Origin of the sequence: Streptomyces sp. NPDC006197 (assembly GCF_040613865.1) — a bacterium.
In the GTDB taxonomy this organism is placed as follows: domain Bacteria; phylum Actinomycetota; class Actinomycetes; order Streptomycetales; family Streptomycetaceae; genus Streptomyces.
Genome location: NZ_JBEXSZ010000014.1, coordinates 65,247 through 87,759, shown reverse-complemented (window position 1 = coordinate 87,759; position 22,513 = coordinate 65,247). Strand labels below are relative to the sequence as shown.

Genomic DNA, 22,513 nt, shown 5'->3' with positions numbered 1-22,513 from the left:
ACGACCTCCTGCGCCGCTCGCTCTTCGCCCTGCTCGGCCTGAGCATCATCGCCTTCGCCTTCGGCTACGCCATGGCGGGACGGGTGCTCTCCCCGGGCGAGAGGACGGCGGCCGCGAAGAAGCCGGCACCGGACGAGGCGACGGCGAGCCCGAGAAGAGCGAGGCCGTCGGAGTCCGTGGAGCTCCAGGCGTAGCGGCAGAGCATGAGCACGGTGACGAACAGGGCGCCGTAACAGAAGCGCATGAGGGCCACCGCGATGAGTGCCCGGACGGCGGGGCGTCGTTCGGCGAGGTGCCGCAGCCCTGCGGCCAGACCGTGGGCCGTGGATCTCAGAGCCGAGGCGAGGGACTGCGGTCTGAGGTCGGCATCGGGGCCGAGGAGTTCCCGGGACATCCGCAGGGAGGCGAGGGCGGCACAGAGGTAGAGGACGGCACCGAAGGCCACGACGACCGCGTCGGAGTTGTCGGCGAGGAGCCGGACACCGAACGCGAGGCCGCCGCCGATGGTCGCGGCGAGGGTGCCCGCGGTGGGCGAGAGCGAGTTCGCCATCACGAGCCGCTCTTCGTCGACGACACGGGGGAGGGAGGCCGAGAGCCCTGCCAGGACGAACCGGTTGACGGCGGTGACGGAGAGGGCGGAGGCGTAGAAGAGCCAGTCCGGTACGGAGGCGAGGACGAGGAGGGCGGTCCCGCAGGCCAGCAGGGCGCGCAGGAGGTTGCCGTACAGGAAGACCTGGCGGCGCTGCCAGCGGTCGAGGAGCACTCCGGCGAAGGGCCCGACGAGCGAGTACGGGAGCAGGAGCACCGCCATGGCGGAGGCGATCGCACCGGGCGAGGTCTGTTTCTCGGGGGAGAAGACGACGTACGTGGCCAGGGCCACCTGGTAGGTGCCGTCGGCGCACTGGGAGAGCAACCGGACGGCGAGCAGGCGGCGGAAGTTCCGCAGGCGCATGAGTACGCGCAGATCACGTACGACGGACATGGCAGCAAGACTCACATATGACGAGGGCCCCCGGGCAGCGCCTCGGGGACCCTCGATCGACAAGCGTGCGGCGCTTTAGCGCTCGACCTCACCCTTGATGAACTTCTCGACGTTGGCCAGGGCCTCGTCGTCGAAGTACTGCACCGGCGGGGACTTCATGAAGTACGAGGAGGCGGAGAGGATCGGGCCGCCGATGCCGCGGTCCTTGGCGATCTTCGCGGCGCGCAGGGCGTCGATGATGACACCCGCCGAGTTCGGGGAGTCCCACACCTCGAGCTTGTACTCCAGGTTCAGCGGGACGTCGCCGAACGCGCGGCCCTCGAGGCGGACGTACGCCCACTTGCGGTCGTCCAGCCAGGCCACGTAGTCCGAGGGGCCGATGTGGACGTTCTTCTCGCCCAGCTCGCGGTCCGGGATCTGCGAGGTGACGGCCTGCGTCTTCGAGATCTTCTTGGACTCGAGGCGGTCGCGCTCGAGCATGTTCTTGAAGTCCATGTTGCCGCCGACGTTGAGCTGCATCGTGCGCTCAAGACGGACACCGCGGTCCTCGAACAGCTTCGCCATCACGCGGTGCGTGATGGTCGCGCCGACCTGCGACTTGATGTCGTCGCCGACGATCGGGACGCCCGCCTCGGTGAACTTGTCGGCCCACTCCTTGGTGCCGGCGATGAAGACCGGGAGGGCGTTGACGAAGGCGACCTTGGCGTCGATGGCGCACTGGGCGTAGAACTTCGCCGCGTCCTCGGAACCGACGGGCAGGTAGCAGACGAGGACGTCGACCTGGCGGTCCTTGAGGATCTGGACGACGTCGACGGGCTCCTCGGCGGACTCCTCGATGGTCAGGCGGTAGTACTTGCCGAGACCGTCGAGCGTGTGACCGCGCTGGACCGTGACGCCCTTGTTCGGGACGTCGCAGATCTTGATGGTGTTGTTCTCGCTGGCGCCGATGGCGTCGGAGAGGTCGAGGCCGACCTTCTTCGCGTCGACGTCGAAGGCGGCGACGAACTCGACGTCACCGACGTGGTAGTCGCCGAACTGGACGTGCATCAGGCCGGGCACCTTGGCCGCCGGGTCGGCGTCCTTGTAGTACTCGACGCCCTGTACCAGCGAGGCGGCGCAGTTGCCCACGCCGACGATGGCTACGCGAACCGAACCCATTCCGGTTGCTCCCTGTGTGATCGTGGAAGCCCTGCTGTGTGCAGGGTTTCACTTGGCGGTGTCGTCGGACGGATCCGGCCGGGTACTGCCCCCGTGCCGGGGCAGGCCGCCCGTTTCTCCAGAATCGTTGTCGTGCCGAGCGGGGGCGTCGGGGCCGGATCGCTGATCCCGCCCTGCCCGCTCGCTCTCGATGAGCTCGTTCAGCCAGCGCACTTCGCGCTCCACGGACTCCATGCCGTGGCGCTGCAGCTCAAGCGTGTAGTCGTCCAGGCGCTCGCGGGTGCGGGCCAGGGAGGCGCGCATCTTCTCCAGGCGCTCTTCCAGCCGGCTGCGGCGGCCCTCGAGCACGCGCATCCGCACCTCGCGCTCGGTCTGTCCGAAGAAGGCGAAGCGCGCCGCGAAGTGCTCGTCCTCCCAGGCGTCCGGGCCGGTGTGGGAGAGGAGCTCCTCGAAGTGCTCCTTACCTGCCGGCGTCAAACGGTAGACGATCTTGGCCCGGCGCCCTGCGAGTGACGCGGCGAGGGCCTCCTCGGGGGCGCTGCCCGGCTCCTCGATCAACCAGCCGTTGGCGACCAGCGTCTTGAGGCAGGGATACAGCGTTCCGTAGCTGAAGGCCCGGAAGACGCCCAGCGAGGTGTTGAGGCGCTTCCGCAGCTCGTACCCGTGCATGGGGGCCTCGCGCAGCAGGCCGAGGACGGCGAACTCGAGGATGCCTGAGCGCCTGCTCATCCGTCGCCTCCTCCTCCGCCATCGGGGCCCTTATGCCGTGCTGATGTATCGGCTCGATACATCAGCACGATAGAACGGGCTCCCTGTCTCGACAAGCGGGACCGCCGTGACCGGCGTCACATCCTCAATTCACAGCGATCGCCTTGTCCGATTTGGGGTGAACTCCGGCTCTAGGAGGGTTTTGGCCGTGCGTAGTCTGTGCGGCATGCAGATCACCGGGAACCGAGCGACGCCGTGGGGCGTCAGTGCTGCGGGTGACCGGCTGCGGTACGGGGGGACCTCCGATGGGGTTCCCGCGTGCGCATTTCGGGGGGACCGGAACTCAACTGCCGCTTCCAGGCGTACGCGCCTGCCCGAGGAGTAGTCGTTCGATGAGCGAGCATCGTCGCAAAATGCCGCCGCAGCAGCCGCCGACGGGCGGTCGCGCGGCGGCACGGCGCGCTGCCCAGCAGCCGATGGGCCGCAGGTCGGCCCCGGCCCATGACGTCGGTACGGAGGCCCCTTCGGCCTCGTACGGACCTCCCTCCTCCTACGGAGAGGAGCAGCGGCCCTACGGCGGGCGCGCGGAGGCCCGACGGGCCGCCCAGCGCGGCAGCCGCCGCAGGGGTGCCGATTCCGGACCCGGTGGTCCCGGTGGGGGGCGGCGCGGTGGCGGTGGCGGCGGTCGCGGCGGCGGTCCGGGGCGCGGCGGCTCCGGCGGTCGCCCGCCGGGCAAGAAGCGGATCATCGACTACCCGCGCCACAACAAGTACGGCTGGCGTCGCTGGGTGCCGTCGTGGAAGCTCGTGACGGGCACGTTCCTGTTCTTCGTGGCGAGTCTGATGGGCGCCGCGACGATCGCGTACTCGCAGGTGGACATCCCCAACGAGGCCGACACCGCGAAATCGCAGAACAACATCTACTACTGGGCCGACAAGTCCCGCATGGTCGCGACGGGCAGTGGCACCAACCGCCAGATCGTCCAGTTCGCGGACATCCCGAAGTCCATGCAGAACGCGGTGATCTCGGCGGAGAACAAGACCTTCTGGGACGACTCCGGTGTCGACCCCATGGGTATCGCCCGCGCCGTGTGGAACATGGCCAAGGGCGGTGAGACCCAGGGTGGTTCGACCATCACCCAGCAGTACGTGAAGAACAACCGCCTGGACGACCAGTCGCAGACCATCACGAGGAAGGTGAAGGAACTCTTCATCTCCATGAAGGTCGGCAACGAGGTCGACAAGGACGTGGTCATGGCCGGCTACCTGAACACCTCGTACTACGGGCGTGGTGCGTACGGTATCCAGGCCGCGTCCCGCGCCTACTTCAACAAGGACGTCGGGAAGCTCAACCCCAGCGAGTCGGCGCTGCTCGCCGCAGTGCTGAAGGGCGCGACGTACTACGACCCCGCCGGTTACCCCGAGATCGATCCCCAGGCCACGCGCGAGGCGAACACCGCGCGGGCCACCAAGCGGTGGAAGTGGATCCTCGACGAGATGGAGAAGGACGGGCACATCTCGGCCGCGGAGCGCGCGAAGTACACCACCTTCCCCAAGGTTCAGCCGCCCCGGAAGAGCGCCAACCTGAGCGGTCAGATCGGCTACCTGGTCAGCACCGCCGACCAGAACATGAAGAACCAGTTCGGGATCACCGAGGAGCAGCTGCAGCGCGGCGGATACGAGATCTACACCACCTTCGAGAAGGAGAAGGTGGACAAGATGGAAGCCACGATCAAGAAGGTCATCGAGGAGAACATCGACCCGAAGAAGCGCCCGAAGACGGACACGCACGTCCAGTTCGGCGGCGCTTCGGTCGACACGGAGACCGGGAAGATCGTCGCCATCTACGGTGGTGTCGACGCCACCAAGCACTTCCGGAGCAACGCCGACAGCACCGGTGCCCAGGTCGGATCGACCTTCAAGCCCTTCGTGCTCGCCGCCGCGATGAAGGACGGCGTCCGGGACAAGGACGGCGGGCCGATTCAGGACGAGTCCGAGCGCACGATCGTGGACCCGGACAAGAGCCTCTACAACGGCAAGGACGACCTGACGATCCGCAAGTACAACGGGGACATCTGGCGCGACGACAACGGGGACGAGTGGAAGCAGAGCAACGATGAGGACGCCAGCTACGGCCCCATCTCCCTGCGCTACGCCATGATCAAGTCCGCCAACTCGCCGTACGTGCAGCTCGGCATGGACGTGGGCATCGACAAGGTCCGCGACGCGGCCATGAAGGCCGGTCTCCGCGACGAGTCCCTCGTCAAGGGCGAATTCCCCTCCTTCTCCCTCGGTGTCTCCAGCCCGAGCGCCATCCGCATGGCCGGTGCGTACGCCACCTTCGCCAACGAGGGCGAGCAGAACGACCCGTACTCCGTCGAGATGGTCAAGCGGAGCGGCGTCGTCATCAACAAGCACGAGGCCAAGCCCACGAGGGCCTTCAGCCCGGCCATCGCCAACAACGTCACCGACGTGCTGCGGTCCGTCGTGGACGACGACCGGGGCACCGGAACCAAGGCGCGCATCCCGGGCCGCCCGGTGGCCGGCAAGACCGGTACGACCGACGACAACATGTCGGCCTGGTTCGTGGGCTACACGAAGCAGCTGGCGACCGCGATCGACATGTACCGCTTCGACGACGACGAGACGAAGCAGGGCCGTAAGTTCGAGAAGATGTACGGCACGGGTGACCAGCCGGTCATCCACGGTTCGTCGTTCCCCTCGCGGATCTGGCAGGCCTACATGGCGGACGCCGTGGAGGACATGCCCGTCGAGGACTTCCCGAAGCCGGAGAAGCTGGAGGGCGCCAAGCCCGTCTACGGCGGCGGTGCCCCGAGCCCGAAGCCGACCCCGACGGCCACCCAGACGCCCACCGAGTCGTCGACGCCGACGACGACTCCCCCGGCCACCCCGACGACGACTCCCCCGCCGACGCCGACCAAGACGCCGAAGCCGGGCAAGACGACCTGTGACGTCTTGGACTGGAACTGCAACAACCCGGGAGGCGCGGGCGGCAACACCGGGCAACCCACCGCGACGCCCACCACCGAGACACCGACGCCGACGGACTCGCCGACGGACACCTCCGGTGGCGGCGGGAACGGGAGGCCCGGCGGGACCTTCCCCTGATCCCTCCGCCCCCCCCGGTGAAGACCCGGGCACGTCCTGAGAGCCGCCGCGTCCGCTCCGTACCTTCCGTACGGACCGGCCGCGGCGGCTCTCGCCGTTTTCCCGGAGGCGTACGGCAGGATGTCCCCCATGCCGAGCCTCCAGAAGTCGAGCGCGCCGCAGGACCGCTCGCAGACGGTCATCCCCACCCACCGGGACAAGGTGGCCGCAGCGGGCAGCGAACTGATCGGCGGCCCCTACGGGCGCCGGGCGGCGCCCGGCACCGGGCAGCTGACGCCGGTGCGGGTGATCGCGCTCGTGGCCCTCGGCATGTACGCCCTCGGCATGGTGCAGAAGCTTCCCTGCTACAACTGGGCCTGGTTCCGCGGAACGACCTCCCAGTACACCCACGCCTGCTACTCGGACATCCCGCACCTCTTCGTCGGGCGGGGCTTCGCGGAGGGCCTGGTCCCGTACTTCGACCGGCTGGGCGGCGACATACCGTTCCTGGAGTACCCCGTCCTGACGGGTCTCTTCATGGAGGTAGCGGCCTGGCTGACGCCCGGCGGCGGCGACACGAGCCGGCAGGAGCAGTCGTACTGGCTGGTCAACGCCGGCATGCTGATGGTGTGCGCGGCCGTCCTGGCGGTCTGTGTGGCCCGGACGCACCGCCTGCGCCCCTGGGACGGTCTGCTGGTCGCCCTCGCGCCCTCGGTCGCGCTCACCGCCACGATCAACTGGGACATGCTGGCCGTCGCGCTGACCGCCGCCGCCGTCCTGATGTGGTCGCGGAGCCGGCCGCTGGCCTTCGGGATCCTGCTGGGCCTGGCCACCGCCGCCAAGTTCTACCCGATACTGCTCCTCTGCCCGCTGCTGCTGCTCTGCTGGCGGGCCGGGAAGTGGCGGGCGTACGGGACCGCGGTGCTCGGCTTCCTGGGTTCCTGGCTGGTCGTGAACCTGCCCGTGATGCTGCTCGCGCCGGAGGGGTGGAAGCAGTTCTACCTCTTCAGCCGGGACCGGAACGTCGACTTCGGCTCGATCTGGCTGCTGGTCAGTCAGCGGACGGGCGACGTGATCACGCCGGGCCGGGCCAATCTGTACGCGCTGCTGCTGATGGCGGCGGCGGTGGCGGGCCTCGTGTTCCTGGCGTTCACGGCGCCCCGCAGGCCGCGCTTCGTCCAGCTGGCCTTCCTGATCGTCGCCGCCTTCGTGCTGACGAACAAGGTCTACTCGCCGCAGTACGTCCTGTGGCTGGTCCCGCTGGCCGTGCTCGCCCGGCCCCGCTGGCGGGACTTCCTGGTCTGGCAGGCCTGCGAGGTCATGTACTTCGTCGGCATCTGGATGTACCTGGCGTTCACGGGCAGCGGCAACAAGCAGGGCCTGCCGGTGGACGGCTACCAGTTCGCGATCGTCCTGCACCTGCTCGGCACGCTGTACCTGTGCGCGATGGTCGTACGGGACGTCCTGACGCCCGAGAAGGACCCGGTCCGGCAGGACGGCGCGGACGACCCCTCGGGGGGTGTCCTGGACGGTGCCGAGGACGTCGTCGTGGCGGGCAGGGCGGCACACCCGGCCCGGCACGCCGCCCCGGCCGTGGAGGAGGGGCAGCGGGTGCGCTGGGGCACCGCCGACGACCCCTGGGGCGCCCCCGAATAGGCACGGCGATCACCCCCGGGAGCAGGGCTTCCGGGGGTGATTCGTTTCGGCGGGCTCGGCCGGTGGTGCCTTCCGGCCGGCTCAGCGCTCGACGAGACGGTCGAACTGCGTCGTGGTGTGGCGCAGATGCGCCACGAGCTCGTCGCCCACCCGGGGCTCCTGGGCGTCGGCCGGCACGAACAGGATCGACACCTGCATGTGCGGCGGCTCGGCGAACCAGCGCTGCTTCCCGGCCCAGACGAAGGGCGAAAGGTTCCGGTTGACGGTGGCGAGGCCCGCCCGGGCGACGCCCTTGGCGCGCGGCATGACGCCGTGCATGGCCTTCGGGGCCTCCAGCCCCACGCCGTGGGAGGTGCCGCCGGCGACGACGACCAGCCAGCCGTCCGACGCGGCCTTCTGCTGGCGGTAGCCGAACCGGTCGCCCTTGGCGACCCGGGTCACGTCGAGGACGGCGCCCCGGTACTCCGTGGCCTCGTGGTCGCCCAGCCACAGCCGGGTGCCGATCCGGGCACGGAACCGGGTCTGCGGGAACTGCTGCTGCAGCCGGGCCTGCTCCTCGGCCCGCAGGTGGCTCACGAACATGGTGTGCAGCGGCAGCCGGGCGGCCCGCAGCCGGTCCATCCAGGCGATGACCTCCTCGACCGCGTCGGTGCCGTCCGGGCGGTCCAGGGGCAGGTGGAGGGCGAAGCCCTCCAGACGGACGTCCTCGATGGCGGCGTGGAGCTGCGGGAGCTCCTCCTCGCGCACGCCGTGCCGCTTCATCGAGCTCATGCACTCGATCACGACCCGGGCGCCCACCAGGGCGTGGACGCCGTCCACGGACGACACGGAACGGATTACCCGGTCGGGCAGCGGAACCGGTTCCTCACCCCGGCGGAAGGGGGTGAGGACCAGCAGGTCGCCACCGAACCAGTCCTTGATCTTCGCGGCTTCGTACGTGGTGCCCACGGCGAGCATGTCGGCGCCGAACCGGGCCGCCTCGTCCGCGAGCCGCTCGTGCCCGAAGCCGTACCCGTTGCCCTTGCACACCGGAATGAGTCCCGGGAACTGGTCGATGACGGTCTTCTGGTGCGCCCGCCAGCGAGCGGTGTCGACGTAGAGGGAGAGCGCCATGGCCGGCCCGGAACCTTTCTGATGGCAGCGGTGGGTCAGAGGTGTGTACGAGACTAGGAAGCCTACGGAACGGTCAGCGGCGCGACATGTAGATGTCGAGCGCCTTGTGCAGCAGCTTGTTCAGCGGGAAGTCCCACTCGCCGACGTACTCGACGGCCTCGCCGCCCGTGCCCACCTTGAACTGGATGAGTCCGAAGAGGTGGTCGGTCTCGTCGAGCGAGTCCGAGATGCCCCGCAGGTCGTAGACGGTCGCGCCCATGGCGTACGCGTCGCGCAGCATCCGCCACTGCATCGCGTTCGAGGGCCGGACCTCACGGCCGATGTTGTCGGAGGCGCCGTAGGAGTACCAGACGTGCCCGCCGACGACGAGCATGGTCGCGGCGGAGAGGTTCACCCCGTTGTGGCGGGCGAAGTAGAGCCGCATGCGGTTGGGGTCCTCGTTGTTGAGGACGGTCCACATGCGCTGGAAGTACGAGAGCGGGCGCGGCCGGAAGTGGTCGCGGACGGCCGTGATCTCGTACAGCCGCTGCCACTCGGCCAGGTCCTCGTAGCCGCCCTGGACGACCTCGACACCGGCCTTCTCGGCCTTCTTGATGTTGCGGCGCCACAGCTGGTTGAAGCCCTTGAGGACGTCGTCGAGCGAGCGGTTCGCGAGCGGGACCTGGAAGACGTAGCGGGGCTGCACGTCGCCGAAGCCGGCGCCGCCGTCCTCGCCCTGCTGCCAGCCCATCTTCCGCAGCCGGTCCGCGACCTCGAAGGCGCGCGGCTCGATGTGGGTGGCCTCGACGTCCTTGAGGCGCTTGACGTCCGGGTCCTGGATGCCGGCCTTGATGGCGGCCGAGTCCCAGCGGCGGATGACCACCGGCGGGCCCATCTTCACCGAGAAGGCGCCCTGCTGCTTGAGGTGCGCCAGCATCGGCTGCAGCCAGTCGTCGAGGTTGGGCGCGTACCAGTTGATGACCGGCCCCTCGGGCAGGTAGGCGAGGTAGCGCTTGATCTTCGGCAGCTGGCGGTAGAGCACCAGACCGGCGCCGACGAGCTCGCCGGACTTGTCGAACCAGCCGAGGTTCTCCGAGCGCCACTCGGTCTTCACATCAGCCCACGCCGGGACCTGGCAGTGACTCGCGGCGGGCTGGCTCTGGATGAATGCCAGATGCTGCTCACGGCTGATGGTCCTCAGGGTCAGGCTCATGCGGGGCGCTCCTCGGCAGGTGTGTCCCCATCGGTCAGGGGCTCCGGCTCTCGCGCCGAAGCCTACTGTGACCCGGGAGCGCCCCGAATGGGTGCGTGTGCGCCGACGCGCGGCCGATGTCAGCTGATGACGCCGCCGAAGAGGCCTCCGTGCGCCATTCCGAGGTAGAAGCCGACCGCCGAGGCGCCGAGTCCGAGGATCATCAGGAAGCGCTCGCGTGTCGTCACGGAGACGAACTGTCCGTACGCGCCGGTCAGGATGCCGATCAGGCCCGACCACGAACTGAGCAGGTGCAGATTGTGGAACTGCGCGGTGACGAAGGCGAGGATCCCGAGGACCAGGGTCACGCCGACCAGGGTGTCCTGGAGCGGGTGGGGTTTGCCGTCGGTCGCGAAGAGGGAGTGGCCGGGGTCGGGTCGCATTGCCTGTGCCATGGGGCACCTCCTGGCGTGGCTACCGGAAGGCGGCGCATCCTAGCGCCGCCCACATCCGTTGTGTACAGATTGCGTCCCCTCCCGGGGGAATTTCAACCGCAAGGCGATGTGCGGGTACTCTGTACAGCTGCGCCGGTGTCTGCCCAGGTCCCTCCGGGATCCCCGACAGCGCTCCTCGCTCGCCGAGGGGGACTGTCAGTGGTGGCGGATACCGTTGCTTACGCATCACGACCCTCCTGCCACGGAACGACCGTGGCCGCTGAGTCCAAAGGAGGTGGGTTCCACATGCGTCACTACGAGGTGATGGTCATCCTCGACCCCGATCTCGAGGAGCGCGCTGTCTCCCCGCTGATCGAGAACTTCCTCTCCGTCGTCCGTGAGGGCAACGGAAAGGTCGAGAAGGTCGACACCTGGGGCCGTCGTCGTCTTGCCTACGAGATCAAGAAGAAGCCCGAGGGCATCTACTCGGTCATCGACCTGCAGGCCGAGCCTGCGGTCGTCAAGGAGCTCGACCGCCAGCTCAACCTGAACGAGTCGGTCCTCCGGACCAAGGTCCTCCGTCCCGAGACCCACTGAGCACCTAGCTCAGAGGTCATCGGGTTCGAGTAGCAACAAAGCAGCCAGAAGCAAACCCGCCGAGAGGTTCCCCCATGGCAGGCGAGACCGTCATCACGGTCGTCGGCAATCTTGTCGACGACCCCGAGCTGCGCTTCACCCCGTCCGGTGCGGCGGTCGCGAAGTTCCGTATCGCGTCCACTCCCCGCACCTTCGACCGTCAGACCAACGAGTGGAAGGACGGCGAAAGCCTCTTCCTGACCTGCTCGGTCTGGCGTCAGGCGGCGGAGAACGTCGCCGAATCGCTCCAGCGAGGCATGCGCGTCGTCGTGCAGGGCCGGCTGAAGCAGCGGTCCTACGAGGACCGTGAGGGCGTCAAGCGCACGGTCTACGAGCTGGACGTCGAGGAAGTCGGCCCCAGCCTCAAGAACGCCACGGCCAAGGTCACCAAGACCACCGGTCGCGGCGGCCAGGGTGGATACGGCGGCGGCCAGCAGGGCGGCGGCGGTGGCGGCTGGGGTGGAAACTCCGGCGGCGGTGGCCAGCAGGGTGGTGGCGGTGCTCCCGCCGACGACCCGTGGGCGACCGGCAGCCCCTCCTCCGGCGGCGGCCAGCAGGGCGGCGGCGGTGGCGGCTGGGGTGGAAACTCCGGCGGCGGCTACTCGGACGAGCCCCCCTTCTAGGGCACGCCCTCGAAGCAGCTCGTACCCCCACTTCTTGATCACACAGGAGAAACACCATGGCGAAGCCGCCTGTGCGCAAGCCTAAGAAGAAGGTCTGCGCGTTCTGCAAGGACAAGACCGCGTACGTGGACTACAAGGACACGAACATGCTGCGGAAGTTCATTTCCGACCGCGGCAAGATCCGTGCCCGCCGCGTGACCGGCAACTGCACGCAGCACCAGCGTGACGTCGCCACGGCCGTCAAGAACAGCCGTGAGATGGCGCTGCTGCCCTACACGTCCACCGCGCGATAAGGGAAGGGTGACCGAAAAATGAAGATCATCCTCACCCACGAGGTCTCCGGCCTCGGTGCCGCTGGCGACGTCGTCGACGTCAAGGACGGCTACGCTCGCAACTACCTGGTCCCGCGCGGTTTCGCGATCCGCTGGACCAAGGGTGGCGAGAAGGACGTGGCGCAGATCCGCCGCGCCCGCAAGATCCACGAGATCGCGACCATCGAGCAGGCCAACGAGATCAAGGCCCAGCTCGAGGGCACGAAGGTGCGCCTGGCCGTTCGCTCCGGCGACGCCGGCCGTCTCTTCGGCTCCGTGACCCCGGCCGACATCGCCTCGGCGATCAAGACCGCGGGTGGCCCCGACGTCGACAAGCGTCGCGTCGAGCTCGGTTCGCCGATCAAGACCCTGGGCTCGCACCAGGTGTCCGTGCGTCTGCACCCCGAGGTTGCCGCGAAGCTCGGCATCGAGGTCGTCGCCGCGTAACGCTGCCCTCGGCAGTCTGCGCTCAGCAGTGAGGAAGGGTCGCATCCCTCGGGATGCGGCCCTTCCGCTGTTTTCCCTGCTTTCCCTCTGCTGTTGCCTTCCGCGGTTTCACGTGAAACAGGCGGTCCTCAGCGGGTGGCGCCCGTGACGATCCAGCGGCCGGAGCGCATACGGAACCAGAGGGTTCCCATCCGGACCGTCATCATCAGGGTCATCGCCCACCAGAGCGCCGTCAGCCCGCCGCCGAGCGTCGGGACGAGGAGGGCGACCGGGGCGAAGACCGCCAGCGTGAGCAGCATCGCCCAGGCCAGGTAGGGGCCGTCTCCCGCGCCCATCAGGACGCCGTCGAGGACGAAGACGACCCCGGAGACCGGCTGGGAGAGCGCGACCACGAGCAGGGCCGGGAGCAGGGTGTCCTGTACGGCGGTGTCGCCGGTGAAGAGCGGCACGAACAGGGGCCGGGTGGCGATGAGCAGCGCACCGAGCACCACCCCCGAGAGCACGCCCCACTGGACCATGCGGCGGCAGACCTGGCGTGCCCCGTCGGCGTCGTCCGCACCGAGGTAGCGGCCGATGATGGCCTGGCCCGCGATGGCGATCGCGTCGAGCGCGAAGGCCATCAGGCTCCACAGGGACAGGATGATCTGGTGGGCGGCGACCTCGGCGTCCCCGAGCCGGGCGGCGACGGCCGTGGCGATCATCAGGACCGCGCGCAGGGAGAGCGTACGGACCAGGAGGGGGACGCCGGCCTGGGCGGAGGCGCGTATGCCGGCCGGGTCGGGACGGAGGGAGGCGCCGTGGCGTCGGGCGCCTCGTACGACCACGACGAGGTAGGCGGCGGCCATGCCGTACTGGGCGATGACCGTGCCCCAGGCAGAGCCGGCGATGCCCAGGCCGACGCCGTAGACCAGGCCTGCGTTGAGCGCGCCGTTGGCCGCGAAGCCGGCGATGGCCACACGGAGCGGCGTACGGGTGTCCTGGAGACCGCGCAGGACGCCGGTGGCGGCCAGGACCACCAGCATGGCGGGGATTCCGAGGCTGGAGATCCTGAGGTAGGTGACGGCGTACGGAGCGGCGGTGTCCGATGCGCCGAAGACGCCGACGAGCCACGGTGCCGTGGGCAGGGTCAGGGCCACGACGGCGGCGCCGAGCAGGAGGGCCAGCCAGATGCCGTCCATGCCCTGCCGGATGGCGGCCTGGAGATCGCCCGCGCCCACGCGCCGGGCGACGGCGGCCGTGGTGGCGTAGGCCAGGAAGACGAAGACGCTGACGGCGGTGGAGAGCAGCGCCGCGGCGATCGCGAGACCCGCGAGCTGAGGTGTGCCGAGGTGCCCGACGATGGCGCTGTCGACCATGAGGAACAGCGGCTCGGCGACGAGGGCGCCGAACGCCGGCAGGGCGAGGGAGACGATCTCGCGGTCGTGCTGTCGGCGGACGGCCTTGGAGGTCGCGGGGGCCTGAGTCATGAGCCCAATCTAATCTTCCACAGGTAAGAGATGCAATGCGTAAGTGATCCTTACTTAGGGCTGGCGCGGGGCTTCGGGTGTGGGCCGTTTGTTCTGATCTTGGCCCCGGGGGATAACTTTTTCTCCCCCACAGCCCGTGGATGGGAAAAGTGCAGGTCAGATGGGTGAGGCCGGGGGTGCTATGAGTTTGTCCACATGGCTGTCCCCCGCTCCGTGCACAGGATCCGGGGAGTTCTCCACAGCATCTGGCCCGTAACCCACAGGGCCTGTGGATAACCAGATTGGCTAGGGCCCTCCACAGGCCTACCGTGGTCCGGCGCCCGACGCGCCAAAAGCGGTCGCGAAGCCACTCGTCGATCAAGGCGTGGCATAAGAAAGAGTGGCATGGCGAAGTCCGCGGAGCGGACGGGAGGAGGTGGCTTGGTGAGCGTTCCCGAGCCCATGGACGACCCCTGGGCCGACAGCGGACCGAGCGACCGGCTGCCCACCCGTACCCGTGGCGAGGGACGCGGCCGCGGCCGTGGCCGCGACGACCAGCACGAGCGGGGCGGCGAGGGCCCCTGGGACGGTGGACTCTCCGCCTTCGAGCGCGTTCCCCCGCAGGACCTCGACGCCGAGCAGTCCGTCCTCGGCGGCATGCTGCTCTCCAAGGACGCCATCGCGGACGTCGTGGAGATCATCAAGGGCAACGACTTCTACAAGCCCGCGCACGAGACCGTCTACGCGGCGATCCTCGACCTCTACGCCAAGGGCGAGCCGGCCGACCCGATCACGGTCGGTGCCGAGCTCACCAAGCGCGGCGAGATCACCCGCGTCGGCGGCGCCTCCTACCTCCACACCCTGGTCCAGTCGGTCCCGACCGCGGCCAACGCCTCGTACTACGCGGAGATCGTCCACGAGCGCGCTGTCCTGCGCCGCCTCGTGGAGGCCGGCACCAAGATCACGCAGATGGGGTACGCGGCCGACGGAGACGTCGACGAGATCGTGAACTCGGCCCAGGCCGAGATCTACGCCGTCACCGAGCAGCGCACCACCGAGGACTACCTTCCGCTCGGCGACATCATGGAGGGGGCGCTCGACGAGATCGAGGCGATCGGCTCCCGCAGCGGCGAGATGACCGGTGTGCCCACCGGCTTCACGGACCTCGACTCGCTCACCAACGGACTGCACCCGGGCCAGATGATCATCATCGCCGCCCGTCCCGCCATGGGTAAGTCGACCCTCGCCCTGGACTTCGCCCGGGCGGCCTCCATCAAGCACAACCTGCCCAGCGTCATCTTCTCCCTCGAAATGGGCCGCAACGAGATCGCCATGCGCCTCCTCTCGGCCGAGGCCCGGGTCGCGCTCCACCACATGCGCTCCGGCACGATGACCGACGAGGACTGGACGCGCCTCGCCCGCCGGATGCCGGACGTCTCCCAGGCCCCGCTGTACATCGACGACTCCCCGAACCTGTCGATGATGGAGATCCGCGCGAAGTGTCGCCGGCTCAAGCAGCGCAACGGCCTGAAGCTCGTCATCATCGACTATCTGCAGCTCATGCAGTCGGGCGGTTCCAAGCGGCAGGAGAGCCGTCAGCAAGAGGTCTCCGACATGTCGCGAAACCTGAAGCTCCTCGCCAAGGAGCTGGAACTGCCGGTGATCGCGCTCTCCCAGCTGAACCGTGGTCCCGAGCAGCGCACCGACAAGAAGCCGATGGTCTCCGACCTGCGTGAGTCCGGCTCGATCGAGCAGGACGCCGACATGGTCATCCTGCTCCACCGCGAGGACGCCTACGAGAAGGAGTCACCGCGCGCGGGCGAGGCGGACATCATCGTGGGCAAGCACCGTAACGGCCCGACGGCCACGATCACCGTGGCCTTCCAGGGCCACTACTCGCGTTTCGTGGACATGGCCCAGACCTGACCCGAGGGGTTTGCGGGGTCCCAGATCTTGCCGCACGGTCTCACGCCCGACTGCGTGTCGACCGCGCTGGTGAAGCGGACGTGAGACCGGCAGGTCGGTACGTTCACCTCAGGTGGCCTCGGGTGCTCGGACGGTGTGGATCTCGGCGAAGGACAGGAGAAGTGCGGCGGTCCGCGGCGGATCCTCCAGGATGGGTGTGTGTCCGGCGTCGGGCAGCAACTCGACTTGCGCGCCCGGAACGACGCGGTAGTCGGCCGCGGACGAGGGACGCCACCTGCGGTCCTGGTCGCCGAAGATCACCTGCAGCGGCTTGCCGAGGACCATCAGCCGATCCGGAAGCGCACGCTGGTTCAGATAGGTGATGGACGCCTGCATCGCTGCGGCGACCGCGCGGTAGGTCATGCAGCGCAGTTCGTCGACGAGTTCCTGCGGGACCTGATATCCCGCGCGGAATCCGGTGCTCGCGATCTGGCGGATCTGCTCGTCGGTCGGTGGCCACTGTGCGGGACGGAGCGCGGGGGGCTCCGGTGCGATGAACGCATCCATGCCGGGGCCGGTGTTGATAAGCGCGAGCGCGGTCACCAGACCGGGTCGTTGCTCGGCGAGAGCGGTGGCGGCATAGCCACCGCTGGAGTGGCCGACGACCACGGCGTGCTCGACGCCGAGCCGGTCCAGCGCCGCGCCGATCCTGCGTCCCTGCTCCGGGATCGCGTAATCGCCGTCGACCGGTTCGGCCGAGCGGCCGTGCCCCGGCAGGTCGATCCGGATGACGCGATGGAGCGTGGTCAGCAGCGGAACCAGGGCGTCCCACGAACGGCTCGAGGCGGCGGATCCATGGATGAGCAGCAGCACGGGGGCGTCGCGAGGGCCATCCTGGCGAACGTGGATGTCGCCGTGCTCCAGGCGGAGGATCGAGCCTTCGGGGGCGTCGACATCGCCGTTCATACGAGGGTTCCTGTCGGGAGGAGTCATGAGTCCATCGTCGCCGCCGACGCGCACCGGCGGCTTGGACGAATGTTCCCCCCTCGGCCCGCGTAGCATTTGGTGATGGGGATCACTACGAGTGCCCGTGACGATCCGGCTGCGTGGGACGTCGCACGTCCGCAGCGGCCCAGCCGGGTGCCTGGTGTCGAAATGGCCGGATTCCGGGTCCCCGGCCCGCCCGTCGGTGGCCTGCGGGTGGTTCCACACCCGGCCGTGATGCTGATCATCGAGTTCGGGGCGAGTCCGTCCACCGTGCAGGACGGCGCTGGGCGGCGACATCGGGGAAGCCTCGTCGCCGGCCCCGGTTTCGGCTTCGGAGGCGGGGTGCGGGCGTGGGGCGAACACGTCGAGTGCGTACAGGTGCGCTTGTCCCCGGTGGTCGCAGGCACGGTTCTGGGCGTCCGTCCGGTCGATCTGGCCGGTTCCCCGGTCTCCCTCGATGAGGTGTGGGGCAGGGAGGCGTCGAGGATTCGCGAACAACTGGGCGAAATCCCCTCGTGGGAAGATCGCTTCGCGTTCACGGACGCGTTGCTCGCCCGCCGGGTCGAGGCCCGGTCGCCGGTGGACGCGGCGGTGGCCTGGGCCTGGAACCGGATCGTCGTCGGCAGGGGCCTCGTCCGGGTCGACCACCTGGCGGCCGAACTCGGTTGGAGCCGCAAGCGCCTGTGGTCCCGGTTCCACGCCCACATCGGCATCCCACCGAAAAGTGCCGCGAAGCTGGTCCGCTTCGACCATGCCGTGCACCGTCTGGTCGCGGGCGAAGGAGCGGCTCAAGTCGCAGCGGACTGCGGCTACTACGACCAGTCCCATCTCCATCGGGACGTCATGGCATTCACCGGTACGACCCCTGCGACCGTGCCGGACGAGCCGTTCCTGAGAGTGGACGACCGCGCATGGACGACGCGGTGAGACACCGTGGTGCTGTGTCGCGGAAGTTCCGCCGATGAGTTTCCGGAGGGCGTGCGGTCTACCCGTCAACGAAGGGAGCACACCATGCGCAAGATCATCGTTTGCACGTTCCTGACGCTCGACGGCGTCATGCAGGCGCCGGGCGGTCCGGACGAGGACGCGGGGAGCGGCTTCAAGCACGGGGGCTGGCAGAAGCCAGTGGCCGACGACGAGGTCGGCGCGGCGATCGCGGATTGGTACCAGGACTCCGACGCGATGCTGCTCGGCCGCAAGACGTACGAGATTTTCGCGTCGTACTGGCCGACCGCCGATCCCGACAACCCGTTCACCGACCGGATGAACAGCACGCGCAAATACGTGGCGTCCCGGACCCTGACGTCCGTCGAGTGGCAGAACTCCACGCTGCTGGAGGGAGACATCGTCGATGCCGTGCGCACGCTGAAGGCATCCGGCGGCGGCAACATCAGCGTCGTCGGTAGCGGCGACCTCGCCCAGACCCTCATGCGGCACAACCTCGTCGACGAGTACCGGCTGACCATCCATCCGGTGATCATCGGCAGCGGCAAGAGGCTGTTCGCCGACGGGGCGATCCCCACCGCGCTGGAGCCGGTCAGCGTCTCGACGACGAAGGGCGGCACCGTCCTCGGCATCTACCGGCCGAACGGTGAGCCCAGCTACGACAGCTACTGACCTCGTGCGCCGACGGCGCTCTCCGGCATGGAGCAGAGACACCGCAAGGGAAATCGGGAAGTGCCCCGGGTGACATTCGCGTTGGATGGGGTCCATGACGACATCTTTCGAAGCCTTGTTGCCCGGTACCGAGCGGGCTCTGCTGCACCGTGTCGCGGTCGCCCAGTCCGAGGGGCGGACGCCGTCCTTCGTGGGGGCGGTGGTCCGTGACGGAGCGTTGGTCTGGAGCGGTTCGCGCAGCTGCGTGGACGGCCACGCGCCGGACGCCGACACCCAGTTCAGGATCGGGTCCATCACCAAGGTGTTCACCGCCGTCCTGGTGATGCGGCTCCGGGACGAGGGCCTGCTCGGGCTCGACGATCCACTGGAACGCCATCTGAAGGGAACGGGCGTCGGTGAGGTGACGATCGCCCAACTCCTCGGTCACACCGGCGGTCTCGCGGCGGAGACGCCCGGCGCGTGGTGGGAGCGGTCCTCGGCCGCCCTGCGCCCGGAACTCTCCGACGTCCTGGGGGAGCAGCCCTTCCTCCAGGCGCCGGGGCGCCGGCATCACTACTCCAACCCGGGCTACACGCTGCTGGGTTCGCTGATCGAGGCGGTCCGGGGGGTGACCTGGGAAGAGGCGCTGCGGCGCGAGATCCTGGAGCCGCTGGGGATGGGCCGTACGACGGTCGATCCCGTCGCTCCGCACGCGGGTGGCTGGGCGGTGCATCCCTGGGCCGACGTCATGCTGTCCGAGCCGTCCGAGGACCTCGGTCTGATGGCACCGGCCGGGCAGCTCTGGTCGACGGCCGCGGACCTCGCGCGCTTCGCCGCCTTCCTCGCGGCGGGGGACGAGCGGGTGCTCGCCGCGGCGTCCGTGGAGGAGATGCGCGCCCCGGCCTCTCCCGCCGGGGAAGGCGACTGGGAGGGGAGCTACGGGCTCGGTCTCCAGCTGGTGCGCAGGGACGGCCGCACCCTGATCGGCCACAGCGGCTCCCTCCCGGGTTTCGTCGCCTCTCTGTGGGTGAGCGTGGAGGACGGCCTCGCGGGCATCGCACTCTCCAACGCCACCTCGGGGCCACTGGCGGGGGTCGTGGCCGCCGATCTCGTACGGATCGTGGCGGAGGCGGAGCCCAGGCTCCCGGAGCCGTGGCGGCCCCTTCCCGAGGCCGAGGTCGACGAGGAGCTGCTGTCCCTCACCGGGCCTTGGTACTGGGGTACGTACGCCTATGGGCTTCGGCTCGGTCCCGAGCGGAGCGTGGTGCTCGAACCGCTGCGGGGTCCCGGGCGACGGGCCCGCTTCCGGGCGCTGCCCGAGGGCGGCTGGGTCGGCCTGAACGGCTACTACGCGGGGGAGACGCTCAGGGCGGTGCGGCGCGCCGACGGCAGCGTGAGCCATCTCGACCTCGGCTCGTTCGTCTTCACGCGGGAGCCGTACGAGCCGAAGGACGCGGTTCCGGGCGGTGTGGACGAGGCGGGCTGGCGCGGTCTCTGAGTGGTCGTGGGGTGTTTCACGTGAAACCGTGCCGTTTCACGTGAAACACGGCCTCAGAGGCTCTTCTTGAAACCCACGTGGGAGGCCTCGAAGCCCAGGCGCTCGTAGAAGCGGTGGGCATCGGTGCGGGTGACGTCGGAGGTCAGCTGGACGAGCCGGCAGTCCTGGCGGCCCGACTCCTCGACGGCCCATTCGATGAGCTGTGTTCCGAGGCCGCTGCCGCGCTCGTCGGTGTGGACGCGGACGCCTTCGATGATCGAGCGGGTGGTGCCCCGGCGGGAGAGTCCCGGGATGACCGTCAGCTGGAGGGTACCGACGACCTTGTCCTCGCGGACGGCCACGACGACGTGCTGGTTGGGGTCGTTCGCGAGGCGCTCGAAGGCGATGAGGTACGGGGCGAGGTCGTCGGGGGACTCGCGCTGTGCGCCCAGGGGGTCGTCGGCGAGCATCGCGACGATGGCCGGGAGGTCCTCCGCGGTGGCGGGGCGTATCTCAAGATCGCTCATGCCCCGCAGCGTAGTGCCAGGCGCTCCTGCCCCGGCGTCAGGCTCACGCGGGCGCGCCCACGCCCTCCACGACCTGGACCAGCGGGGCCAGCTCGGGGTTCTTCGCGGCTTCGTCCAGCGCTTCGCGCAGCGCGCTGTCGTTGGTGGGGCGGGCCTCTTCGAGGAGCTTCTGGCCGGCCTCGGTCACATCGGTGTAGATGCCGCGCCGGTCGGTGGCGCAGAGGTACCGGGTGAGCAGACCGCGGTCCTCGAGACGGGTGACGAGCCGGGTGGTGGCGCTCTGGCTGAGCACGACGGCGTCGGCGACCTGCTTCATCTGGAGGTGGCCGCCGGGGCCGCTGTGCTGGCGGCTGAGGACGTCGAGCAGTGAGTACTCCCGCACGCTCAGACCGTGGCCGGACTCCAGGGCGCGCTCGATGTGGGACTCGATCCTGCCGTGCAGCAGGGAGAGGGCGCACCAGCGCTGGGCGAGCGCGGTGAGTGCGGGGTCCGTCGCGGTCATCTTCTCTCCTCGGTGTCTCCTCGGCGCCGGTGCGGCTCTCGGTCCAGGGTAGACGAAGAGGCGCAATAATGGGCGTCTGCAAGTAAATCTATCCGGCGGCGACCGTCAGGGGAGCGAAGCGGCGGCGCCAGTCGCCGGGGAGATCGGGCAGGGAGCGGATCATTACCGAGTTGGTGGCGATCGTGTCGATGCCGTTCTCCTTCGCCCAGCTCAGCAGGGAGGCGTGCCGCACGTCGATGTCCGTGCGCAGCGGCCGGTCGGTGGCGGCGGCCAGGGAGGCGATCAGGGCCTTCGCCGTGCCCGGGTCCCGGGCGATCAGGGGGCCGATGACATGGGTGTCCATGTTGGGCCAGGCGGTCGCGAAGCCGGTGATCTCGCCGTCCTCCTCCGCGACCCTGAGGTGATCCGCGAAGGCGGGGAGCCGGGCGATGAGGTGGGTGCGGTCGAGACCGAAGACCTCGTGGTCCAGGCGCAGGATCGCCGGAAGGTCCTCGGCCGTCGCCGGGCGGACCGGAACGTCCGGGGCGGGTGCGGTGAAGGTGAAGCGTCCGCACACCATTTCGGATCGGCTCGTCTCGGTGAAGCCCAGCTGTTCGTACAGAGGCTGTCCGTTCGCCGTGGCGTACAGCGTGAGCGGGGTGTCCCCGGCTTCCGCCAGGACGTGCCGCATGAGCCGGCGCCCCACGCCCTGGCGTGCGTACCGCTCGGCGACGAGCACCATGCCGATCGCGGCGAGCCCGGGACCGTACGAGGTGACCACGGAGCAGGCGGCGAGGCCCGGACCGTCGGGATCGTCGATGCCGTAGCCGGTGCCGGCGGTGAGCAGCAGGCCCCACTTGTGTTCCTCGCGTAGCCAACCCCGATTCTCGGAGAGATCGGCGCAGGCGAGGAGGTCCTCCGAGGTGAGACGCCGGACCGGGAGCTGTGCGAGGGAGGTGGGGGAAGCAGGCATGCCTTTCAGGCTGTCCGACGCGGCGATCTTCCGTCCACCGCTTTACCGGATCCGGCCGACCTCTCCGGCCGATAACCGAGGAGCCGTTGATTCCGTCGGGTGGCACCCGGACGATGTTTCACGTGAAACCCCCCACGCGACGACTGCACCTCTTCGACCTCGACGGCACCCTGATCAGGGGCTCGGCCGCCGCGGTGGAGATCTCCCGGCAACTGGACCTGGTGGATGAGATCGCCGTCCTGGAAGAGGGGTTCCTGCGGGGGCTCACGCCGGACGAGTTCGCCGTCCAGGCCCGCGAGCTGTGGTCCGCCCTCACCCTGGAGCAGGTCGCGGCGGCCTTCGAAGGGGCGCCCTGGCTGGCGGGCATCCGCGAGGTCTGGGCGGACATCCGGGCGAGGGGGGATCTCTGCGCGGTCATCTCCCTCTCGCCCGGCTTCTTCGTCGAGCGGCTTCTCGACTGGGGCGCCGACTCGACCCACGGTTCGCTCTGGCCGGCGGTCCCCTTCACCGATCCGATCCACCGGCCGGGCATTCTCGACGCGCGCGCGAAGGTGCGGATCGCGAGGGAGCTCTGCGCGGGGTACGGAGTGGACCCCGCCGACTGCGTCGCGTACGGGGACTCGATGTCCGACGCGGAGCTCTTCGCGATCGTGCCGGAGACGGTGGCCGTGAACGCGGACCACCATCTCGCCGGGCTCTCCCGCCACAGCTACTCCGGAGGGGACCTGCGCGAGGCCTACGCCCTGGTCCGAAACAGCGCAGCCTAGCCAGAAACC

General features: G+C 69.2%; 21 protein-coding genes and 2 pseudogenes. 12 read left to right on the top strand and 11 right to left on the bottom strand.

Features of this window, described 5'->3' with window-relative positions; translation table 11 throughout:
- Positions 1 to 128 (top strand): annotated as a pseudogene (locus tag ABZ318_RS07030) (two-component sensor histidine kinase); the annotation flags it as partial.
- Here ABZ318_RS07030 and ABZ318_RS07025 read toward each other — a convergent pair.
- From ABZ318_RS07025 to ABZ318_RS07015, 3 genes and pseudogenes are all read right to left on the bottom strand, one after another.
- Positions 95 to 982, bottom strand: a pseudogene (locus ABZ318_RS07025) (MFS transporter); the annotation flags it as partial. The pseudogenes ABZ318_RS07030 and ABZ318_RS07025 sit on opposite strands and share 34 nt — an antisense overlap.
- Before the next feature lie 75 nt (positions 983 to 1,057).
- Entirely contained in the window at positions 1,058 to 2,140 is a 1,083-nt protein-coding gene (locus tag ABZ318_RS07020) for an inositol-3-phosphate synthase (RefSeq protein WP_015034875.1), read from the bottom strand.
- A 48-nt stretch (positions 2,141 to 2,188) separates the two neighbouring features.
- The gene (locus ABZ318_RS07015; RefSeq protein WP_086823889.1) at positions 2,189 to 2,869 is read right to left on the bottom strand and encodes a PadR family transcriptional regulator; all 681 of its coding nucleotides are present in this window, start codon (positions 2,867 to 2,869) and stop codon (positions 2,189 to 2,191) included.
- 371 nt (positions 2,870 to 3,240) lie between these two features.
- Between ABZ318_RS07015 and ABZ318_RS07010 the strand changes: the two genes are divergently transcribed.
- Both ABZ318_RS07010 and ABZ318_RS07005 read left to right on the top strand, forming a co-directional pair.
- Complete coding sequence (locus tag ABZ318_RS07010; protein WP_356901462.1) at positions 3,241 to 5,976, top strand: transglycosylase domain-containing protein; 2,736 nt, start codon at positions 3,241 to 3,243, stop codon at positions 5,974 to 5,976.
- A 129-nt stretch (positions 5,977 to 6,105) separates the two neighbouring features.
- Complete coding sequence (locus tag ABZ318_RS07005; RefSeq protein ID WP_356901461.1) at positions 6,106 to 7,611, top strand: glycosyltransferase 87 family protein; 1,506 nt, start codon at positions 6,106 to 6,108, stop codon at positions 7,609 to 7,611.
- 81 nt (positions 7,612 to 7,692) lie between these two features.
- On the opposite strand, the gene ABZ318_RS07000 is transcribed toward ABZ318_RS07005, so the two are convergent.
- From ABZ318_RS07000 to ABZ318_RS06990, 3 genes are all read right to left on the bottom strand, one after another.
- Entirely contained in the window at positions 7,693 to 8,724 is a 1,032-nt protein-coding gene (locus tag ABZ318_RS07000) for an alanine racemase (RefSeq protein ID WP_123453604.1), read from the bottom strand.
- Positions 8,725 to 8,797: 73 nt separating this feature from the next.
- Positions 8,798 to 9,916 (bottom strand): peptidoglycan bridge formation glycyltransferase FemA/FemB family protein, encoded by a 1,119-nt coding sequence (locus tag ABZ318_RS06995; protein ID WP_030685738.1) that lies wholly within the window; start codon positions 9,914 to 9,916, stop codon positions 8,798 to 8,800.
- Positions 9,917 to 10,035: 119 nt separating this feature from the next.
- Positions 10,036 to 10,350, bottom strand: a complete 315-nt coding sequence (locus ABZ318_RS06990) for a hypothetical protein (protein ID WP_356901460.1) — start codon at positions 10,348 to 10,350, stop codon at positions 10,036 to 10,038.
- A gap of 285 nt (positions 10,351 to 10,635) precedes the next feature.
- On the opposite strand from ABZ318_RS06990, the gene rpsF reads away from it, so the two are divergent.
- The 4 genes from rpsF to rplI all read left to right on the top strand — a co-directional run bounded on the left by rpsF (position 10,636) and on the right by rplI (position 12,346).
- Entirely contained in the window at positions 10,636 to 10,926 is a 291-nt protein-coding gene (rpsF, locus tag ABZ318_RS06985; RefSeq protein WP_015034882.1) for a 30S ribosomal protein S6, read from the top strand.
- A gap of 74 nt (positions 10,927 to 11,000) precedes the next feature.
- Positions 11,001 to 11,588: a single-stranded DNA-binding protein gene (locus ABZ318_RS06980; RefSeq protein WP_356901459.1), complete on the top strand. Its 588-nt coding sequence runs from the start codon at positions 11,001 to 11,003 to the stop codon at positions 11,586 to 11,588.
- Positions 11,589 to 11,644: 56 nt separating this feature from the next.
- Positions 11,645 to 11,881, top strand: a complete 237-nt coding sequence (rpsR, locus tag ABZ318_RS06975) for a 30S ribosomal protein S18 (RefSeq protein ID WP_005315025.1) — start codon at positions 11,645 to 11,647, stop codon at positions 11,879 to 11,881.
- 18 nt (positions 11,882 to 11,899) lie between these two features.
- Positions 11,900 to 12,346 (top strand): 50S ribosomal protein L9, encoded by a 447-nt coding sequence (rplI, locus tag ABZ318_RS06970; RefSeq protein WP_030685731.1) that lies wholly within the window; start codon positions 11,900 to 11,902, stop codon positions 12,344 to 12,346.
- 128 nt (positions 12,347 to 12,474) lie between these two features.
- On the opposite strand, the gene ABZ318_RS06965 is transcribed toward rplI, so the two are convergent.
- On the bottom strand, positions 12,475 to 13,812 hold the full coding sequence (locus ABZ318_RS06965; RefSeq protein ID WP_356901458.1) for an MATE family efflux transporter: 1,338 nt from the start codon (positions 13,810 to 13,812) through the stop codon (positions 12,475 to 12,477).
- A 441-nt stretch (positions 13,813 to 14,253) separates the two neighbouring features.
- Here ABZ318_RS06965 and dnaB point away from each other — a divergent pair, with 441 nt between their 5' ends.
- Positions 14,254 to 15,717, top strand: coding sequence for a replicative DNA helicase (dnaB, locus tag ABZ318_RS06960; RefSeq protein WP_177181944.1), 1,464 nt, complete (start codon positions 14,254 to 14,256; stop codon positions 15,715 to 15,717).
- Positions 15,718 to 15,825: 108 nt separating this feature from the next.
- Here the strand turns inward: dnaB and ABZ318_RS06955 are convergent, their stop codons facing one another.
- Entirely contained in the window at positions 15,826 to 16,662 is an 837-nt protein-coding gene (locus tag ABZ318_RS06955; protein WP_356901457.1) for an alpha/beta fold hydrolase, read from the bottom strand.
- A gap of 189 nt (positions 16,663 to 16,851) precedes the next feature.
- On the opposite strand from ABZ318_RS06955, the gene ABZ318_RS06950 reads away from it, so the two are divergent.
- The 3 genes from ABZ318_RS06950 to ABZ318_RS06940 all read left to right on the top strand — a co-directional run bounded on the left by ABZ318_RS06950 (position 16,852) and on the right by ABZ318_RS06940 (position 19,777).
- Complete coding sequence (locus tag ABZ318_RS06950) at positions 16,852 to 17,610, top strand: helix-turn-helix domain-containing protein (protein WP_356901466.1); 759 nt, start codon at positions 16,852 to 16,854, stop codon at positions 17,608 to 17,610.
- An 84-nt stretch (positions 17,611 to 17,694) separates the two neighbouring features.
- Complete coding sequence (locus ABZ318_RS06945; RefSeq protein WP_356901456.1) at positions 17,695 to 18,300, top strand: dihydrofolate reductase family protein; 606 nt, start codon at positions 17,695 to 17,697, stop codon at positions 18,298 to 18,300.
- Between the two features lie 94 nt (positions 18,301 to 18,394).
- Positions 18,395 to 19,777, top strand: a complete 1,383-nt coding sequence (locus tag ABZ318_RS06940) for a serine hydrolase domain-containing protein (protein ID WP_356901455.1) — start codon at positions 18,395 to 18,397, stop codon at positions 19,775 to 19,777.
- Positions 19,778 to 19,830: 53 nt separating this feature from the next.
- On the opposite strand, the gene ABZ318_RS06935 is transcribed toward ABZ318_RS06940, so the two are convergent.
- The 3 genes from ABZ318_RS06935 to ABZ318_RS06925 all read right to left on the bottom strand — a co-directional run bounded on the left by ABZ318_RS06935 (position 19,831) and on the right by ABZ318_RS06925 (position 21,737).
- Positions 19,831 to 20,283 carry a GNAT family N-acetyltransferase gene (locus ABZ318_RS06935; protein ID WP_356901454.1) on the bottom strand — a complete coding sequence of 151 codons (453 nt, stop codon included), beginning with the start codon at positions 20,281 to 20,283 and terminating at the stop codon, positions 19,831 to 19,833.
- Positions 20,284 to 20,326: 43 nt separating this feature from the next.
- A complete protein-coding gene (locus ABZ318_RS06930) occupies positions 20,327 to 20,785 on the bottom strand; it encodes a MarR family transcriptional regulator (RefSeq protein WP_356901453.1) in 459 nt (152 codons plus the stop codon).
- Positions 20,786 to 20,873: 88 nt separating this feature from the next.
- Positions 20,874 to 21,737, bottom strand: coding sequence for a GNAT family N-acetyltransferase (locus ABZ318_RS06925; RefSeq protein ID WP_356901452.1), 864 nt, complete (start codon positions 21,735 to 21,737; stop codon positions 20,874 to 20,876).
- Positions 21,738 to 21,850: 113 nt separating this feature from the next.
- Between ABZ318_RS06925 and ABZ318_RS06920 the strand changes: the two genes are divergently transcribed.
- Positions 21,851 to 22,504, top strand: a complete 654-nt coding sequence (locus ABZ318_RS06920; RefSeq protein ID WP_356901451.1) for a haloacid dehalogenase-like hydrolase — start codon at positions 21,851 to 21,853, stop codon at positions 22,502 to 22,504.
- The last annotated feature ends 9 nt before the right edge of the window (positions 22,505 to 22,513 follow it).

What these genes read in the sequence shown, in the direction of transcription:
- ABZ318_RS07020 (WP_015034875.1), bottom strand. Translation starts at nt 2,140, where the DNA reads ATGGGTTCGGTTCGCGTAGCCATCGTCGGCGTGGGCAACTGCGCCGCC.
- ABZ318_RS07015 (WP_086823889.1), bottom strand. Translation starts at nt 2,869, where the DNA reads ATGAGCAGGCGCTCAGGCATCCTCGAGTTCGCCGTCCTCGGCCTGCTG.
- ABZ318_RS07010 (WP_356901462.1), top strand. Translation starts at nt 3,241, where the DNA reads ATGAGCGAGCATCGTCGCAAAATGCCGCCGCAGCAGCCGCCGACGGGC.
- ABZ318_RS07005 (WP_356901461.1), top strand. Translation starts at nt 6,106, where the DNA reads ATGCCGAGCCTCCAGAAGTCGAGCGCGCCGCAGGACCGCTCGCAGACG.
- ABZ318_RS07000 (WP_123453604.1), bottom strand. Translation starts at nt 8,724, where the DNA reads ATGGCGCTCTCCCTCTACGTCGACACCGCTCGCTGGCGGGCGCACCAG.
- ABZ318_RS06995 (WP_030685738.1), bottom strand. Translation starts at nt 9,916, where the DNA reads ATGAGCCTGACCCTGAGGACCATCAGCCGTGAGCAGCATCTGGCATTC.
- ABZ318_RS06990 (WP_356901460.1), bottom strand. Translation starts at nt 10,350, where the DNA reads ATGGCACAGGCAATGCGACCCGACCCCGGCCACTCCCTCTTCGCGACC.
- rpsF (WP_015034882.1), top strand. Translation starts at nt 10,636, where the DNA reads ATGCGTCACTACGAGGTGATGGTCATCCTCGACCCCGATCTCGAGGAG.
- ABZ318_RS06980 (WP_356901459.1), top strand. Translation starts at nt 11,001, where the DNA reads ATGGCAGGCGAGACCGTCATCACGGTCGTCGGCAATCTTGTCGACGAC.
- rpsR (WP_005315025.1), top strand. Translation starts at nt 11,645, where the DNA reads ATGGCGAAGCCGCCTGTGCGCAAGCCTAAGAAGAAGGTCTGCGCGTTC.
- rplI (WP_030685731.1), top strand. Translation starts at nt 11,900, where the DNA reads ATGAAGATCATCCTCACCCACGAGGTCTCCGGCCTCGGTGCCGCTGGC.
- ABZ318_RS06965 (WP_356901458.1), bottom strand. Translation starts at nt 13,812, where the DNA reads ATGACTCAGGCCCCCGCGACCTCCAAGGCCGTCCGCCGACAGCACGAC.
- dnaB (WP_177181944.1), top strand. Translation starts at nt 14,254, where the DNA reads ATGGACGACCCCTGGGCCGACAGCGGACCGAGCGACCGGCTGCCCACC.
- ABZ318_RS06955 (WP_356901457.1), bottom strand. Translation starts at nt 16,662, where the DNA reads ATGAACGGCGATGTCGACGCCCCCGAAGGCTCGATCCTCCGCCTGGAG.
- ABZ318_RS06950 (WP_356901466.1), top strand. Translation starts at nt 16,852, where the DNA reads ATGGCCGGATTCCGGGTCCCCGGCCCGCCCGTCGGTGGCCTGCGGGTG.
- ABZ318_RS06945 (WP_356901456.1), top strand. Translation starts at nt 17,695, where the DNA reads ATGCGCAAGATCATCGTTTGCACGTTCCTGACGCTCGACGGCGTCATG.
- ABZ318_RS06940 (WP_356901455.1), top strand. Translation starts at nt 18,395, where the DNA reads ATGACGACATCTTTCGAAGCCTTGTTGCCCGGTACCGAGCGGGCTCTG.
- ABZ318_RS06935 (WP_356901454.1), bottom strand. Translation starts at nt 20,283, where the DNA reads ATGAGCGATCTTGAGATACGCCCCGCCACCGCGGAGGACCTCCCGGCC.
- ABZ318_RS06930 (WP_356901453.1), bottom strand. Translation starts at nt 20,785, where the DNA reads ATGACCGCGACGGACCCCGCACTCACCGCGCTCGCCCAGCGCTGGTGC.
- ABZ318_RS06925 (WP_356901452.1), bottom strand. Translation starts at nt 21,737, where the DNA reads ATGCCTGCTTCCCCCACCTCCCTCGCACAGCTCCCGGTCCGGCGTCTC.
- ABZ318_RS06920 (WP_356901451.1), top strand. Translation starts at nt 21,851, where the DNA reads ATGTTTCACGTGAAACCCCCCACGCGACGACTGCACCTCTTCGACCTC.